The 14,195-nt window shown below is 71.4% G+C and carries 15 protein-coding genes; 11 read left to right on the forward strand and 4 right to left on the reverse strand.

Annotated features, from left to right (window positions below; genetic code table 11):
* Window positions 1–4: 4 nt before the first annotated feature.
* From AWC30_RS07885 to AWC30_RS07895, 3 genes are all read left to right on the forward strand, one after another.
* Window positions 5–1,411, forward strand: coding sequence for a cystathionine beta-synthase (locus tag AWC30_RS07885; RefSeq protein ID WP_085109630.1), 1,407 nt, complete (start codon window positions 5–7; stop codon window positions 1,409–1,411).
* Between the two features lie 78 nt (window positions 1,412–1,489).
* Entirely contained in the window at window positions 1,490–2,026 is a 537-nt protein-coding gene (locus AWC30_RS07890; protein WP_085109631.1) for an Rv1078 family RDD domain-containing protein, read from the forward strand.
* A 35-nt stretch (window positions 2,027–2,061) separates the two neighbouring features.
* Complete coding sequence (locus AWC30_RS07895; protein ID WP_085109632.1) at window positions 2,062–3,231, forward strand: cystathionine gamma-synthase; 1,170 nt, start codon at window positions 2,062–2,064, stop codon at window positions 3,229–3,231.
* Window positions 3,232–3,237: 6 nt separating this feature from the next.
* On the opposite strand, the gene greA is transcribed toward AWC30_RS07895, so the two are convergent.
* Window positions 3,238–3,732 carry a transcription elongation factor GreA gene (gene greA, locus AWC30_RS07900; RefSeq protein WP_085109633.1) on the reverse strand — a complete coding sequence of 165 codons (495 nt, stop codon included), beginning with the start codon at window positions 3,730–3,732 and terminating at the stop codon, window positions 3,238–3,240.
* Between the two features lie 219 nt (window positions 3,733–3,951).
* The gene (locus AWC30_RS07905; protein WP_085109634.1) at window positions 3,952–4,386 is read right to left on the reverse strand and encodes a DUF4307 domain-containing protein; all 435 of its coding nucleotides are present in this window, start codon (window positions 4,384–4,386) and stop codon (window positions 3,952–3,954) included.
* Between the two features lie 89 nt (window positions 4,387–4,475).
* On the opposite strand from AWC30_RS07905, the gene mca reads away from it, so the two are divergent.
* Genes mca through AWC30_RS07925 form a run of 4 tightly spaced genes read left to right on the forward strand, consistent with a single transcriptional unit; the run spans window position 4,476 to window position 8,047 of the window.
* Window positions 4,476–5,348 (forward strand): mycothiol conjugate amidase Mca, encoded by an 873-nt coding sequence (mca, locus tag AWC30_RS07910; RefSeq protein WP_085109635.1) that lies wholly within the window; start codon window positions 4,476–4,478, stop codon window positions 5,346–5,348.
* The gene (locus AWC30_RS07915; RefSeq protein WP_085109636.1) at window positions 5,345–5,635 is read left to right on the forward strand and encodes a hypothetical protein; all 291 of its coding nucleotides are present in this window, start codon (window positions 5,345–5,347) and stop codon (window positions 5,633–5,635) included. The genes mca and AWC30_RS07915 overlap by 4 nt, the downstream gene beginning before the upstream one ends.
* Window positions 5,622–7,628 (forward strand): thioredoxin domain-containing protein, encoded by a 2,007-nt coding sequence (locus AWC30_RS07920; RefSeq protein WP_085109637.1) that lies wholly within the window; start codon window positions 5,622–5,624, stop codon window positions 7,626–7,628. The genes AWC30_RS07915 and AWC30_RS07920 overlap by 14 nt, the downstream gene beginning before the upstream one ends.
* A gap of 26 nt (window positions 7,629–7,654) precedes the next feature.
* Entirely contained in the window at window positions 7,655–8,047 is a 393-nt protein-coding gene (locus AWC30_RS07925) for a nuclear transport factor 2 family protein (protein WP_085109638.1), read from the forward strand.
* Between the two features lie 10 nt (window positions 8,048–8,057).
* Here AWC30_RS07925 and trhA read toward each other — a convergent pair whose 3' ends face one another.
* The gene (trhA, locus tag AWC30_RS07930; RefSeq protein WP_234807992.1) at window positions 8,058–8,753 is read right to left on the reverse strand and encodes a PAQR family membrane homeostasis protein TrhA; all 696 of its coding nucleotides are present in this window, start codon (window positions 8,751–8,753) and stop codon (window positions 8,058–8,060) included.
* A 71-nt stretch (window positions 8,754–8,824) separates the two neighbouring features.
* Here trhA and AWC30_RS07935 point away from each other — a divergent pair, with 71 nt between their 5' ends.
* The 3 genes from AWC30_RS07935 to AWC30_RS07945 are packed head-to-tail and all read left to right on the forward strand — an operon-like array spanning window position 8,825 to window position 11,987.
* The gene (locus AWC30_RS07935) at window positions 8,825–9,616 is read left to right on the forward strand and encodes a (2Z,6E)-farnesyl diphosphate synthase (protein ID WP_085109640.1); all 792 of its coding nucleotides are present in this window, start codon (window positions 8,825–8,827) and stop codon (window positions 9,614–9,616) included.
* Window positions 9,617–9,661: 45 nt separating this feature from the next.
* On the forward strand, window positions 9,662–11,062 hold the full coding sequence (locus tag AWC30_RS07940; RefSeq protein ID WP_085109641.1) for a hypothetical protein: 1,401 nt from the start codon (window positions 9,662–9,664) through the stop codon (window positions 11,060–11,062).
* 49 nt (window positions 11,063–11,111) lie between these two features.
* Window positions 11,112–11,987 (forward strand): alpha/beta fold hydrolase, encoded by an 876-nt coding sequence (locus tag AWC30_RS07945; protein WP_085109642.1) that lies wholly within the window; start codon window positions 11,112–11,114, stop codon window positions 11,985–11,987.
* On the opposite strand, the gene coaA is transcribed toward AWC30_RS07945, so the two are convergent.
* Window positions 11,959–12,897 (reverse strand): type I pantothenate kinase, encoded by a 939-nt coding sequence (coaA, locus tag AWC30_RS07950; RefSeq protein WP_085109643.1) that lies wholly within the window; start codon window positions 12,895–12,897, stop codon window positions 11,959–11,961. The two genes, AWC30_RS07945 and coaA, sit on opposite strands and share 29 nt — an antisense overlap.
* Window positions 12,898–12,969: 72 nt before the next feature.
* On the opposite strand from coaA, the gene AWC30_RS07955 reads away from it, so the two are divergent.
* Complete coding sequence (locus AWC30_RS07955; RefSeq protein ID WP_085109644.1) at window positions 12,970–14,160, forward strand: DUF885 domain-containing protein; 1,191 nt, start codon at window positions 12,970–12,972, stop codon at window positions 14,158–14,160.
* The last annotated feature ends 35 nt before the right edge of the window (window positions 14,161–14,195 follow it).

Below are 14,195 nucleotides of genomic sequence, written 5' to 3' on the forward strand. Positions count from 1 at the left end.
GGCCATGCGGATAGCCCCTCACATCAGTGAACTCATCGGCGACACCCCCCTGGTTCAACTGAATTCGGTGGTGCCGCCCGGGGCGGGGCGGGTGGTCGCCAAGATCGAATACCTCAACCCGGGCGCGAGCTCCAAGGACCGCATCGCGGTGAAGATGATCGACGAAGCCGAGGCCGCCGGGCTGCTCAAACCGGGCGGCACCATCGTCGAACCCACCTCCGGCAACACCGGGGTGGGCCTGGCGCTGGTGGCCCAGCGGCGCGGGTACCGCTGCGTGTTCGTCTGCCCCGACAAGGTCAGCGAGGACAAACGCGACGTGTTGCGCGCCTACGGCGCGGAGGTGGTGGTCTGCCCGACGGCCGTGCCACCGGACCACCCGGACAGCTACTACAGCGTCTCCGACCGGCTCACCGCCGAGATCGACGGCGCCTGGAAACCCGACCAGTACTCCAACCAGGCCGGCCCGGCCAGCCACTACGAGACGACCGGGCCGGAGATCTGGGCCGACACCGACGGGCAGATCACCCACTTCGTTGCCGGGATCGGCACCGGCGGCACCATCAGCGGCACCGGCCGCTACCTCAAGGAAGTCTCCGCCGACCGGCCGGGCGGCCCGGTCAAGGTCATCGGCGCGGACCCGGAGGGGTCGGTGTACTCCGGCGGCACCGGCCGGCCCTACCTGGTGGAGGGGGTCGGCGAGGACTTCTGGCCGAAGGCCTACGATCCGGCGATCCCCGACGAGATCATCGCGGTCTCCGACTCCGACTCCTTCGACATGACCCGGCGGCTGGCCCGGGAGGAGGCGCTGCTGGTCGGCGGCTCGTGCGGGATGGCGGTGGTCGCCGCGCTGCGGGTGGCCGAGAAGGCCGGTCCGGACGCCCTGGTCGTGGTGCTGCTGCCCGACGGTGGCCGCGGCTACATGTCGAAGATCTTCAACGACGAATGGATGTCCTCCTACGGGTTCCTGCGGTCCCGCCTCGACGCGACCACCCGCGAGCCCACCGTCGGCGACGTGCTGCGCGGCAAATCCGGTGTGCTTCCGGACCTGGTGCACACCCACCCGTCGGAGACCATCCGCGACGCGATCGGAATCCTGCGCGAATACGGCGTCTCGCAGATGCCGGTGGTCGGCGCCGAACCGCCGGTGATGGCCGGGGAGGTGGCCGGCAGCGTCTCCGAACGCGAACTGCTCTCCGCGGTGTTCGAGGGACGCGCGCATCTCGCCGACGCCGTCGACAAGCACATGAGCCCGCCGCTGCCGCTGATCGGCGCGGGGGAGTTGCTCGGGGAGGTCGCCGAGGCGCTGCGCGAGCAGGACGCGGTGATGGTGGTCGAGGAGGGCAAACCGGTCGGGGTCATCACCCGCCACGATCTGCTGGGTTTCCTGTCCGAGGGCACGCGCCGCAGATAATGCCGCAGGGCGGGTGCGGGCCGCGCTAATCTGGCACTCCGTCGCACCGACTCATCGCACCGACTCCGAGGAGCGCGCATGACCTACCCGCCGCCGGGCAACTACCCGCCGCCAGGGGGCTACAGCGCATCCGGTGCGGTGGGCAACCTGCCGCAGTCGGCGTACACGTCGTGGGCCACCCGGGTGGGGGCCTACCTCATCGACGCCGTCCCGCCGCTGGTGGTGTACGGGCTCGCGTGGGGATTCGCGACGGGCACCGCCGACAAGCAGTGCTATTCGACCGGCTACGGCAAGGCCTGCGCGGTGACCTACACGACGGGGGGCAGTGCGCTCCTCCTCCTCGCCGGGCTGGCGGTGTTCGTCTACGCCATCTGGAACTTCGGTTACCGGCAGGGCACCACCGGGTCGAGCATCGGCAAGTCGGTGCTGAAGTTCAAGGTCGTCGGGGAGGCCACCGGCCAGCCGATCGGCTTCGGGCTGTCGTTCGTGCGCCAGATCGCCCACGCCATCGACGGCGTCATCCTGTGCATCGGCTACCTGTTCCCGCTGTGGGACCAGAAACGGCAGACCCTCGCCGACAAGATCATGTCGACGGTCTGCCTGCCGCGGACCTGACCCGGCCCCGGCCCACCGGCTAGGCTGGGTCGGCGATGAGTGAACAACGTTCGACCCGACGATCGCCGGGCCTGTCCACCACCGCCATTCACGCCGGCTACCGGCCGGATCCGGCCACCGGCGCGGTCAACGCGCCGATCTACGCCAGCAGCACCTTCGCCCAGGACGGGGTCGGCGGCATGCGCGGCGGCTACGAGTACGCCCGCACCGGCAACCCCACCCGCACCGCGCTGGAGACCGCGCTGGCCGCCGTCGAGGCCGGCCGGTACGGCCGCGCCTTCGGTTCGGGCATGGCCGCCACCGACACCGCGCTGCGGGCGCTGCTGCGCCCCGGCGATCACCTGATCATCCCCGACGACGCCTACGGCGGAACCTTCCGGCTGATCGACAAGGTGTTCACCGGGTGGGGGATCGACCACACCCCGGTGTCGCTGTCCGACCCCGACGCGGTCCGCGCCGCGATCACCGACAAGACCCGGCTGATCTGGGTGGAGACCCCCACCAACCCGCTGCTGTCGATCGCCGACATCGCCGCGCTCGCCGAGATCGGGCACGCCGCGGACGCGAAGGTCGTCGTCGACAACACCTTCGCCTCACCGGCGCTGCAGCAACCGCTGACCCTGGGCGCCGACGTCGTCCTGCACTCCACCACCAAATACATCGGCGGGCACTCCGACGTGGTCGGCGGCGCCCTGGTCACCGACGACGAGGAGACCGACGCCGCGTTCGCGTTCCTGCAGAACGGCGCCGGGGCGGTGCCCGGCCCGTTCGACGCTTACCTCACCCTGCGCGGGCTGAAGACGCTGGTGCTGCGGATGCAGCGGCACAGCGAGAACGCCGCGGCGCTGGTCGAGATGCTGTCCGGCCACCCCGCGATCGCCCGGGTCTACTACCCCGGCCTGCCCGATCACCCCGGCCACGACGTGGCGGCCCGGCAGATGCACGGCTTCGGCGGCATGGTGTCGGTGCGGATGCGCGGCGGCCGCGCGGCTGCGGAGAAGCTGTGCGCGGGCACCGAACTGTTCATCCTCGCCGAATCGCTGGGCGGGGTGGAGTCGCTGATCGAGCACCCGGCGGCGATGACGCACGCCTCGACGGCCGGTTCCCAACTGGAGGTGCCCGACGACCTGGTCCGGCTCTCGGTCGGGGTGGAGGACGTCGCGGACCTGCGGGCCGACCTGCAGCAGGCGCTCGAAGGCGTCTAGCGGCGGCTAGCCGGTGTAGGGCTCGGCGCTGAGCAGCGTCACCGTGATGGTGCTGCCGTCGGGCACCGTGTAGCTGCGCTTCTCACCGACCTCGGCGTTGAGCAGCGCAGCGCCCAGCGGCGAGTTCGGCGAGTAGACCTCCAGGTCGCCCTCGTGGATGCCCTCCTGGCGGGTGGCGATGAGGAAGGTCTCGGTGTCGGACTCGTCGTCGTCGTAGTAGACCTTCACCACCGACCCCGGCAGCGCCACCCCGGACTGGGTGGGCGCCTCGCCGACCTTCGCGGTGTTGAGCAGATCCTGCAGCTGACGGATCCGCGCCTCCTGCTGGCCCTGCTCCTCCCGCGCGGCGTGGTAGCCGCCGTTCTCCCGCAGGTCGCCTTCCTCGCGGCGGTCGTTGATCTCCGCGGCGATGACCGGACGGTTGGCGATCAACTGGTCGAGCTCGGCCTTGAGCTTGTCGTGTGACTCCTGGGTCAGCCAGGTCAGCTGAGTCTCCGTCATCTGGTCACGCTCCTTGTGTCGTCTCCGCGAGGTGGTGCTCGAGCGGGCGCCGCCGCCGTCCGCTGGGAACGACGCGGTCACCCCGTGTATTGCCGTAACGCTGCGGTGCCAGTCTGTACCCGCGCTAATGCAGCAATACACGGTCCCAGCAGGAACCGTGTATTTGCTCACACGATACCACCGCGCGGCGCCCCACGGCGGGTCGAACGCGACCCGACCTCAGCTCGACCGCAGGTAGTCGGGCACCTCGGTGCCGCAGCCGTAGATGTCGCCCATCGCCGGCTTGGCGCTGGACTTCAGTTCCGTGGTCACCACCACCGTCGCCTGCGACGACGGCGGCACCAGCACCTCCCGCCGCCCGGTCTCGCTGCCGTCCTTGGCCCGGACCCGCACGATGCACTGCGCGGGCCGCGCCGGGTCGGCGCGGGTCACGGTGATGGTCACCGACACCGTCTCGTCGTCGATGAGCTCGTAGGCCACCAGCTTGCCGCTGACGTCGTCGCTGCCGAACCGCTGGTAGCCCAGCACCGCGATGACAGTCCCCGCGGCGATGGCCAGCACGGACACGGCGATGATCACCCGACGCCGCGGCGAGCCGGGCAGGCGACGGCGGCCGTACCGACTGCCGGGGCCGGGTGAGGCGGGTTGGGTCATGGTGACAGGATCGACTATCGGGTGGTCCTCGACAAAATGGAACTATTGGAACCAGAACGACACGACCGGACACAGGCAGGTGGGGGCACGTGAGTGGACTGCGGCTGATGGCGGTGCACGCTCACCCGGACGACGAGTCCAGCAAGGGCGCGGCCACCGTCGCGCGCTACGCCGACGAGGGGCATCGCGTGATGATCGTGACCCTGACCGGCGGTGAGCGCGGCGACATCCTCAACCCGGCCATGGACCTGCCGCACGTGCGCGGCCGCATCGCCGAGGTGCGCCGTGACGAGATGGCGGAGGCCGCCAAGATCCTGGGCGCCGAGCACACCTGGCTGGGGTTCATCGACTCCGGCCTGCCCAAGGGCGACCCGCCGCCCCCGCTGCCCGCCGACTGCTTCGCGCTGGCCCCGATGGAGGACGCCACCGCCGCGCTGGTGCAGGTGGTCCGCGAGTTCCGGCCGCACGTGATGACCACCTACGATGAGAACGGCGGTTACCCGCACCCCGACCACATCCGCTGCCACCAGGTGTCGATCGCCGCCTACGAGGCCGCCGCCGATCCGGCGATGTTCCCGGAGGCGGGGGCGCCGTGGTCGGTCGCCAAGCTCTACTACATCCACGGGTTCCTGCGCGAACGGATGCAGTTGCTCCAGGACGAGTTCGCCAAGCAGGGCCGGGAGGGGCCGTTCGGCAAATGGCTGGCGCGGTGGGACCCCGACCACGACCACTTCGCCCAGCGGGTCACCACCCGGGTGGAATGCGGGGCCTACTTCGACCGCCGCGACGACGCGCTGCGCGCCCACGCCACCCAGATCGACCCCAAGGGCGACTTCTTCGCCGCCCCCATCGACTGGCAGCAGCGGCTGTGGCCGACCGAGGAGTACGAGCTGGCCCGATCAAGGGTGCGCACGACACTGCCTGAAACCGATCTCTTCGCCGGAATCGAGGACCCCGAGTGACCCTGTTGTGGACGATCGCCCTGACCGCGGGGCTCTACGCCGACGACGCCCCGCCCAACACCGGCCCGGAGTTCGGCAAGGCCAGCCCGTTCGGCCTGCTGGTGGTGGTGTTGCTGCTGATCGGCACCGTGCTGCTGATCCGGTCGATGAACCGGCACCTCAAGAAGCTGCCGGGCACGTTCGACCCGGACAACCCCGAACCCGACCAGGCCGCCGACGAAGGCACCCTCGACCCGCCGGCCATCCCCGACGAGCCGCAGCGCGGGAAACCGCATGAGCAGGCCTGACCGCGCCGGCCGCAACACCCTGGCCGGGGCGACCAGCCCCTACCTGCGCCAGCACGCCGACAACCCGGTGCACTGGCGGCAGTGGACACCCGAGGCGCTGACCGAGGCCGCCGAGCGCGACGTGCCGCTCCTGTTGTCGATCGGCTACGCCGCCTGCCACTGGTGTCACGTGATGGCCCACGAATCGTTCGACGACGAGACGATCGCGGCGGCGATGAACGCCGACTTCGTCTGCATCAAAGTGGACCGGGAGGAACGGCCGGACCTCGACGCGGTCTACATGAGCGCCACCGTCGCGCTGACCGGGCACGGGGGCTGGCCGATGACCTGCTTCCTGACCCCCGACGGCCGCCCGTTCTACTGCGGCACCTACTACCCACCCGCCGCGTTCGTCGAGTTGCTCGCCGCGGTCACCAACACCTGGCGCCACCGCCGCGACGAACTCGAACAGGCCTCCGACCACATCGCCCACGAGCTCGCCGCGGCCGGCTCGGGGGTGCCCGGCGGCGGCCCGGCGCTGAGCGCGGCGCTGTGCGACCGCGCCGTGGCCACCGTCCTCGCCGACGAGGACCTCGCCCACGGCGGTTTTGGGGACGCCCCCAAATTCCCGCCGTCGGCGCTGGTGGAGGCGTTGCTGCGGCATCACGAACGCACCGGTTCGGCGGGCGCGCTCGCCGCGGTGGAGCGGGCCTGTGAGGCGATGGCCCGCGGCGGCATCTACGACCAGCTGGCCGGTGGATTCGCCCGCTACAGCGTCGACGAGGCCTGGGTGGTTCCGCATTTCGAGAAGATGCTCTACGACAACGCGCTGCTGCTGCGCTGCTACGCGCACTGGGCGCGGCGCACCGGCGACCCGCTGGCCCGCCGGGTCACCGACCAGACCGCGCGGTTCCTGCTCACCGATCTGGCCGTCGACGGGATGTTCGCCTCGTCGCTGGACGCCGACACCGCCGGACGGGAGGGCGCGACCTACGTCTGGACCCCGGAAGAACTGCGCGCCGCGCTCGGCGACGACGACGGCCGATGGGCGGCGCAGGCATTCGGTGTCACCGCCGCGGGCACGTTCGAGGCCGGCCGCTCGGTTCTGCGGCTGCCCACCGACCCCGAGGACGGCGACCGGCTGCACCGGGTGCGCGCCGCCCTGCTGACGGCCCGGCTCACCCGGGCACAGCCCGCCCGCGACGACAAGGTCGTCACCGCCTGGAACGGGCTGGCGGTCACCGCGCTGGCCGAGGCCGCCGTCGCCCTCGACGATCCGGGGCTCGCCGAGGCGGCCGCCCGCTGTGCGCGCGCCGTCACCGCCCGGCACCTGGTCGACGGCCGGCTGCGCCGGTCCAGCCTGGACGGGCAGGTCGGCGAGAGCCCCGGCGGACTCGACGACCACGCCGCGCTGGCGGTCGGCCTGCTCACCCTCCACCAACTCGACGGCGAGGACGGCCGGCTGCACACCGCGACCGGACTCCTCGACACCGCCCTGGACCGCTTCGCCGACCCGCAGCACAGTGGCCGCTGGTTCGACACCGCCGACGACGCCGAACAGATCCTGTACCGCCCGTCGGACCCGATGGACGGCGCCACCCCGTCCGGGGCGGCGACGATGGCCGAGGCGTTGCTGATCGCCGGGTACCTGGCCGACCCGCAGCGCGCCGGTCGCTATCGGCAGGCCGCCCTCGACACCCTGGCCGCCCACACGGTGCTGCTGGAACGTGCGCCGCGCGGCGCCGGGCATTGGCTGGCCGTCGCCGAGGCGGCGGTACGCGGGCCGGTCCAGATCGCGGTGGCCTGCGATCCGCGCCGGTCGACGCTGCTGGCCGAGGCGCGCACCCGGGCACCGGGTGGCGCGGTCGTGGTGGGCGGGCCCGCCGGCTCCACCGAGCTGCTGATCGGGCGGGACCGGGTGGGTGGCGCCGACGCCGCCTACGTGTGCCGCGGCACGGTCTGCGACCTGCCGGTCACCTCGGTCGACGGGCTCGCCGCGGCGCTCGGCGAGTAGCGCCGCGGCCGTGTAACCTGCCGCCCATGGCCACCGCAGAAGCCGCCGCAGCGCGCAGGCAGAAGATCACCGACACCGTCAACCGCTACCTGGAATTGGTCGCCGCCGGCGACGCCGACGGGTTGGTCGCCCTCTACACCGACGACGCGACCGTCGAGGACCCGGTCGGTGGCGACGTCCACATCGGGCCGGAGTCGATCCGGCGGTTCTACAGCGCGCTGCAGGCCGGCACGGTCACCACCGAGTTGGTGACCCTGCGGGTCGCAGGCAATGAGGCGGCGTTCCTGTTCCGGCTGACCATGCAGGTGGGGGACAACCGGATCCGCATCGAACCGATCGACGTGATGGCGTTCACCGAGGACGGCAAGATCGCCGCGATGAAGGCCTACTGGTCACCGGAGAACGTCGTTCCGCTGTGAGCCGCGGTGTTCAGTACAGCGCGGCGAACCAGATCGCGATGTACTGACAGATCGCCGCGACCGCGGTGAGCGCGTGGAAGAACTCGTGGTAGCCGAAGGTCCTGGGCCACGGGTCCGGCCAGCGCACCGCGTAGAGGATGGCCCCGATGCTGTAGAGGGCGCCGCCGACGGCCAGCAGCACCATCGCCGCCACCCCGGCGTGCTGCATGATCACCGCGATGAAGAACGCCGCCACCCAACCCAGCAGCAAATACAGTGGCACCCCCACCCACTTCGGCGCGGTCGGCCAGCACACCTTGAGCAGCACCCCGGCCAGTGCACCGATCCAGACCACCGCCAACACCAGCCGGCCCTGCGCGGGCCCCATCGCCAGCACCGCGAACGGGGTGTAGGTGCCGGCGATGAACACGAAGATCATCGCGTGATCGACCCGTTTCATCCGCATCCGGGCGGCCACCGATGCCCAGGTGATCCGGTGGTAGGTGGCGCTCACCGCGAACATGCCCACCACCGACACGGTGTAGACGAACGTCGACACCCCGGCCTTCGGACCGGCCAGCGGCCAGGTGACCGCGATCAGGGTGGCCCCGGCGATCGCCGCCACCACCGCCGAGACCAGATGAATCCAGCCGCGGGCCCGGGGCCGGGCCGCAACCGGCGGCGGCGCGAAATCGAGGGGCTGCACGAGGTTGGGGCCGGTGTCGATACTCACTCTTGCCTTCCCTCCCGCGGGATCACCGGTGGACGTTGCCGACCTTCACAGTAGTCTCGGATTCCGTGGCGATCATTCCGCAGCGTCTCAAGGAGCCGGTTTACCGGCTCTACGAGCTGCGCCTGCGCCAGGGGCTGGCCGCCAACCACTCGAAGCTGCCGCGGCACATCGCGGTGCTGTGCGACGGTAACCGGCGCTGGGCGCGTGACGCCGGCTACCACGACGTCAGCTACGGCTACCGGATGGGCGCCGCCAAGATCGCCGAGATGCTGCGCTGGTGCCAGGAGACCGGCATCGAGGTGGCCACCGTCTACCTGTTGTCCACCGAGAACCTGCAGCGCGACGCCGACGAACTCGGCGCGCTGATCGAGATCATCACCGAGGTCGTCGAGGAGATCTGCGCACCGGAGAACCGCTGGAGCGTACGCACGGTCGGCGACCTGGAACTGCTCGGCGCCGACGCCTCCCGCCGGCTGCGCGACGCGGTGGATTCCACTCGGGACAAGAACGGCGGCTTTCACGTCAACGTCGCGGTCGCCTACGGCGGGCGCCGCGAGATCGTCGACGCGGTGCGCGCCCTGCTCGGTAAGGAACTGGCCGAGGGCCACAGCGGCCAGCAGCTCATCGAGGCGGTGACGGCCGAAGCCATCTCGGAGAACCTGTACACCTCCGGACAACCCGATCCCGACCTGGTCATCCGGACCTCGGGGGAGCAGCGGCTCTCCGGGTTCCTGCTGTGGCAGAGCGCTTACTCCGAGATGTGGTTCACCGAGGCGTACTGGCCGGAGTTCCGCCGGGTCGACTTTCTGCGGGCGCTGCGCGACTACAGCGCCCGGCGCCGGCGCTACGGCCGCTGAGCGTTCGCACCGTTCCGCCGGCCCCTCGCGTGGAAGACTGACACCGTGGCTGCGTTGTCGGCGGTGGTGTTCGCCCTGAGCTGGTGGCTGGGCCTGTATCTGCTGGCGCGCAACCCGCGCAAGCCGGTGCTGGCGTGGGCGGCGGCCGGGCTGTGCGGGTTCGCGCTGGTGGTGGCCGTCGACGCGGTACGCCTGGTCACCGGGGGCGATCTGCTCGACCGGATCGAGATCTACCTCGTCGCCTTCCCGGCCGCCGCCTGGTTCGCGGTGCTGCTGGAGTTGGCGCGCCCCGCCGACCGCCGGGCGGGCCGGGCCGGCACCCTGATCCTCACCGCCGCGGTGACCGCGGCGCTGCTGGTGGCCGCGGCCCTGGCGGGCGGCGTCGGCGGGCCACTGCGGACCGGGCATTGGCTGATGTTCGCGGTCATCTCGCTGTCCACGCTGGCGGCCATGGGCCACGCCGCGCTGCGCACCGCCCAACCCGGCTCGGTGGTCGGGGTGGTCGTGGTGGCGACGCTGTTCTTCGCGTTGGCCAACGCGATCCTGATCATCCCGCTGGGGCTGATCCCCAGTGCGGTGGCGCTGGCGTCGACGGGTTTCGACGTTCTGCTGCTGGGCGTGGCGGTCGCGGTGTGGGATGCCTTCGACGAGGGGCAGGCGTTGCGCGCCGACATGCTCCGGTCGTTCCTGGGCGCGGTTGCGGTCGCGGTGGTCTTCGGACTGCAGGTGCTCGCCGCGATGGCGATGACCGAGACCGGGACCGCCACGCTGACCATCCTGGAATTCACCACGCTGGCGGTCGCCATCGCGCTGCAGGTCTTCGCCGGCCCGCTCTCCGGGCTGCTGGACCGGTTGGCGTTCTGGAACTCCCCGGCGCTGCGCGCCGACCGGGCCGCACTGCGCGACACCGAGTCGGCGTTGCCGCTGCGCGCGACCGGACCCCTCGACCACCTCGACGACGACACCTTCGCCCGGCTCACCCGCCGGGCGTTGAGCCACTACGGCGATCTGCCCAAGCTCATCGCCAGTCCGCTGACGGCGCTGCCGACGATCGATCAGCGGCTGGCCGAGCGCGGTGCCGCCGACCAGCCCCTGGAACGCGCCGCTGAGCTCAAAGCACTCCTGGCCGAGCACATCGGCAGGCTCAAACCCCGCGACGGCGGCGACTTCGGCACCACCGAGGAGTGGCGGCACTACAACGCGCTGTACTTCCCCTACGTCGCGGGGGTGCGCGCCTACGCCCAGAACGCCACCCCGGCCGGCCTCGACCCCACGGCTCGGCAGGCCTGGCGGTGGCTGATCACCGAGGTCCCGCAGCGCTCCCTGCACAACTGGCAGAACGCCGCGGCCCGGCTGATCGCCGCCGAGTTGCGCGCCGGCGCGGCGGCGGCCGGTGATGTGGCAGTAGGTGGCAGTGCGATGTCTACACCTGGCAGCCGCGGCTGAGCAGGGTCAACGGTGTCGATCACCGCGCAGACACCGTAGAGGAGCAGCCATGCCGACCCCGCCCGCACCGCAGCCCGACGACCGCGAGGTCGAACTGAGCATCGGCACCGTCCGCTACCGCGACGCGGGCGCCGGCGACCCGATCGTGTTCGTCCACGGCGTCTTCGTCGACGGCCGGCTGTGGCAACCGGTCGTCGACCGCCTCCGCGACCGGTACCGCTGCCTGACCCCGGACCTGCCGCTGGGCGCGCACGTCGTACCTGCCCGGCCGGGCGCCGACCTGCACCCCCGGGCGGTGGCGCGGGCGATCGGCGAATTCCTGGCGGCACTGGATCTGCGGGAGGTCACCCTGGTCGCCAACGACACCGGCGGCGCGCTCACCCAGCTGCTGCTGGCCGACGGCTGCGACCGGGTCGCCCGGGTGGTGCTGACCCCGTGCGACTCCTTCGACAACTTCCTGCCGCCCTCGATCCGGGTCCTGCAGATCGCCCCGAAAGTGCCCGGCCTGCTGGCCCTCGGCGGTGTGCTGCTGCGCGCCCGCTGGGTGCAGCGGCTGGTCTACCGGACGCTGGCCAAGGGGCCGGTGCCCGACGAGGCCCTGGCCGACTGGATGCGCCCGTTCAGCACCGATGCAGCGGTGCGCGCCGACGTCGGCCGGTTCCTGCGCGGCATCGACAACGCCGACACGCTCGCCGCGGCCGACCGTCTCACCGGGTTCGCCGCGCCGGTGCTGCTGCTGTGGCCCCGCAACGCGCCGTTCTTCCCCTACCGGCACGCCGAACGCTGGACCCGGATCATGGCCGACGCGACGCTGGTGGAGGTGCCCGACAGCCGCACCTTCGTCTGCCGCGACCAGCCGGCGTTCACCGCCGAGCGGATCGGGGCGTTCGTCGGCGCTACAGCTTACGGAGACGCAACCGGTTGATGGAGTGGTCGGCGTCCTTGCGCAACACCAGGGTGGCGCGCGGCCGGGTGGGCAGGATGTTCTCGATGAGGTTCGGCCGGTTGATCGAGCGCCAGATGTCCTTGGCCGCGGCGATGGCGCGGGTGTCGTTGAGCCCGGAGTAGTGGTGGAAGTGTGAGGCCGGGTCGGCGAACGCCGTGGAGCGCATGGCCAGGAACCGGGAGATGTACCAGTGCTCGATGTCCTCGATGCGGGCGTCCACGTACAGCGAGAAGTCGAACAGGTCCGACACCATCAGCGTCGGGCCGGTCTGCAGGACGTTCAGCCCCTCCAGGATCAGGATGTCCGGGTGGCGGACCACCTGTTTCTCGCCGGGGATCACGTCGTAGTGCAGGTGTGAGTACACCGGCGCGCAGGCGTAGTCGGAGCCGGATTTCACCGCGGTGACGAAGCGCATCAGCGCGCGTCGGTTGTAGCTCTCCGGGAACCCCTTGCGGTGCATCAGGTTGCGCCGTTCCAGTTCGGCGTTGGGGTAGAGGAAGCCGTCGGTGGTGACCAGGTCCACCCGCGGGTGGTGATCCCAGCGGGCCAGCAGGGCTTGCAGCAACCGGGCGGTGGTCGACTTGCCGACCGCCACGCTGCCCGCCACCCCGATGATGAACGGCACCGGCCGGTCCGGGTTCTTCGGCGGCTCGCCGAGGAACTCCGCGGTCGCGGCGAACAGCCCCTGCCGGGCCGCGACCTGAAGGTGCAGCAGACGGGCCAGCGGCAGGTAGACCTCTTCGACTTCGCGGAGGTTGACCTGCTCACCCAGGCCGCGCAGGCTGAGCACTTCTTCCTCGGTGAGCGGCAACGGGGTCGACATGCGCAGGGCACGCCATTCTTTCCGATTGAACTCCACGTAGGGGCTCGGCTCGCTCAGCCGCGGCATAGGGCCCAGTCTGTCAGGCCCGGGCCGGGCCGTAAGCGGGTGGGGCGGGTTTCGCCGCTAGCGTGGAGCCTCATGGAGCCCGCCACCCTGATCCGCGAATACCTGCTGCTCGGGCTGCGCTTCGACCGCATCGAGCCCGGTTACGTCGACGCGTTCACCGGTGACCCGGCGCTGCGCGCCGCGGTGGCCGACGAGCCCGCGCCCGAGCCGGCCGCGCTGGCCCGGCGGGCCGAGGAACTGTCGGCGGCGCTGCCCGCCGGCCTCGACGCCGACCGCGCGGACTACCTGCGGGCACATCTGCGGGCACTGGCGTGCGCGGCCCGCACGTTCGCCGGGGAACCGATCGGCTTCGTCGAGGAGGTGCGGGCCTACTTCGACGTCGAGATCGCCAAAGCCGACCCGGACGTCTACCGCCAGGCGCACCGCCGTCTCGACGACGCGCTCGGCGGGACCGGGCCGCTGGCCGACCGGATGGCCGCCCACCGTCGCGGCGAGGAGATCCCGCCGGCCCGGCTTGAGGCGGCCATCCACGCGTTCTCCTCGGCGCTGCGCGACCGGGTGCGCGCCGACTACCCGCTGCCGGACACCGAGACGATCAACTACGAGGTGGTCACCGACAAACCGTGGTCGGGGTTCAACTACTACCTGGGCGACTACCGTTCCACGGTCGCGGTCAACGCCGACCTCAAGCAGTCGATGTCCAACCTGCCGAGGCTGGTGGCCCACGAGTCCTACCCCGGGCACCACACCGAGCACTGCCGCAAGGAGGCCGGGCTGGTCACCCGCCTCGGCCAGGACGAGCAGACCATCTTCCTGGTCAACACGCCGCAATGCCTGATGGCCGAGGGGCTGGCCGACCTGGCCCTGCACGCCGCGGTCGGAGCGGGCTGGGGGCGGTGGGCCGCCGACATCTACGCCGACCTGGGGTTGCGTTTCGACGGTGAGCGGGCCGAGGCGGTCGCCGAGGCCGCCGCGGCGCTGGGCAGCGTGCGTCAGGACGCGGCGCTGATGCTCCACGACGAGCACCGCGACGTCGACGAGGTCGCCGGCTACCTGCGGCGCTGGCTGCTGGTCGACGACACCCGGGCACGGCAGATGCTGCGGTTCCTGTCCTCCCCGCTGTGGCGGGCCTACACCTCCACCTACGTGGAGGGCTACCGGCTGCTGCGCGGCTGGTTGGACGCGCGCCCGGCCGGGGTCGGCCTGACCGAACGGTTCACCCGCCTGCTCGACGAGCCGCTGATCCCGTCGGCGCTGCGCTGACACCGCGCAGCGAAGCGACCGCGGTGCTCGATCAT

The organism is Mycolicibacillus trivialis (assembly GCF_002102395.1).
Taxonomy (GTDB): Bacteria; Actinomycetota; Actinomycetes; order Mycobacteriales; family Mycobacteriaceae; genus Mycobacterium; species Mycobacterium triviale.

What these genes read in the sequence shown, in the direction of transcription:
- AWC30_RS07955 (WP_085109644.1), top strand. Translation starts at nt 12,970, where the DNA reads ATGGAGCCCGCCACCCTGATCCGCGAATACCTGCTGCTCGGGCTGCGC.
- AWC30_RS07925 (WP_085109638.1), top strand. Translation starts at nt 7,655, where the DNA reads ATGGCCACCGCAGAAGCCGCCGCAGCGCGCAGGCAGAAGATCACCGAC.
- AWC30_RS07920 (WP_085109637.1), top strand. Translation starts at nt 5,622, where the DNA reads ATGAGCAGGCCTGACCGCGCCGGCCGCAACACCCTGGCCGGGGCGACC.
- coaA (WP_085109643.1), bottom strand. Translation starts at nt 12,897, where the DNA reads ATGCCGCGGCTGAGCGAGCCGAGCCCCTACGTGGAGTTCAATCGGAAA.
- AWC30_RS07890 (WP_085109631.1), top strand. Translation starts at nt 1,490, where the DNA reads ATGACCTACCCGCCGCCGGGCAACTACCCGCCGCCAGGGGGCTACAGC.
- AWC30_RS07895 (WP_085109632.1), top strand. Translation starts at nt 2,062, where the DNA reads ATGAGTGAACAACGTTCGACCCGACGATCGCCGGGCCTGTCCACCACC.
- AWC30_RS07945 (WP_085109642.1), top strand. Translation starts at nt 11,112, where the DNA reads ATGCCGACCCCGCCCGCACCGCAGCCCGACGACCGCGAGGTCGAACTG.
- AWC30_RS07885 (WP_085109630.1), top strand. Translation starts at nt 5, where the DNA reads ATGCGGATAGCCCCTCACATCAGTGAACTCATCGGCGACACCCCCCTG.
- AWC30_RS07905 (WP_085109634.1), bottom strand. Translation starts at nt 4,386, where the DNA reads ATGACCCAACCCGCCTCACCCGGCCCCGGCAGTCGGTACGGCCGCCGT.
- greA (WP_085109633.1), bottom strand. Translation starts at nt 3,732, where the DNA reads ATGACGGAGACTCAGCTGACCTGGCTGACCCAGGAGTCACACGACAAG.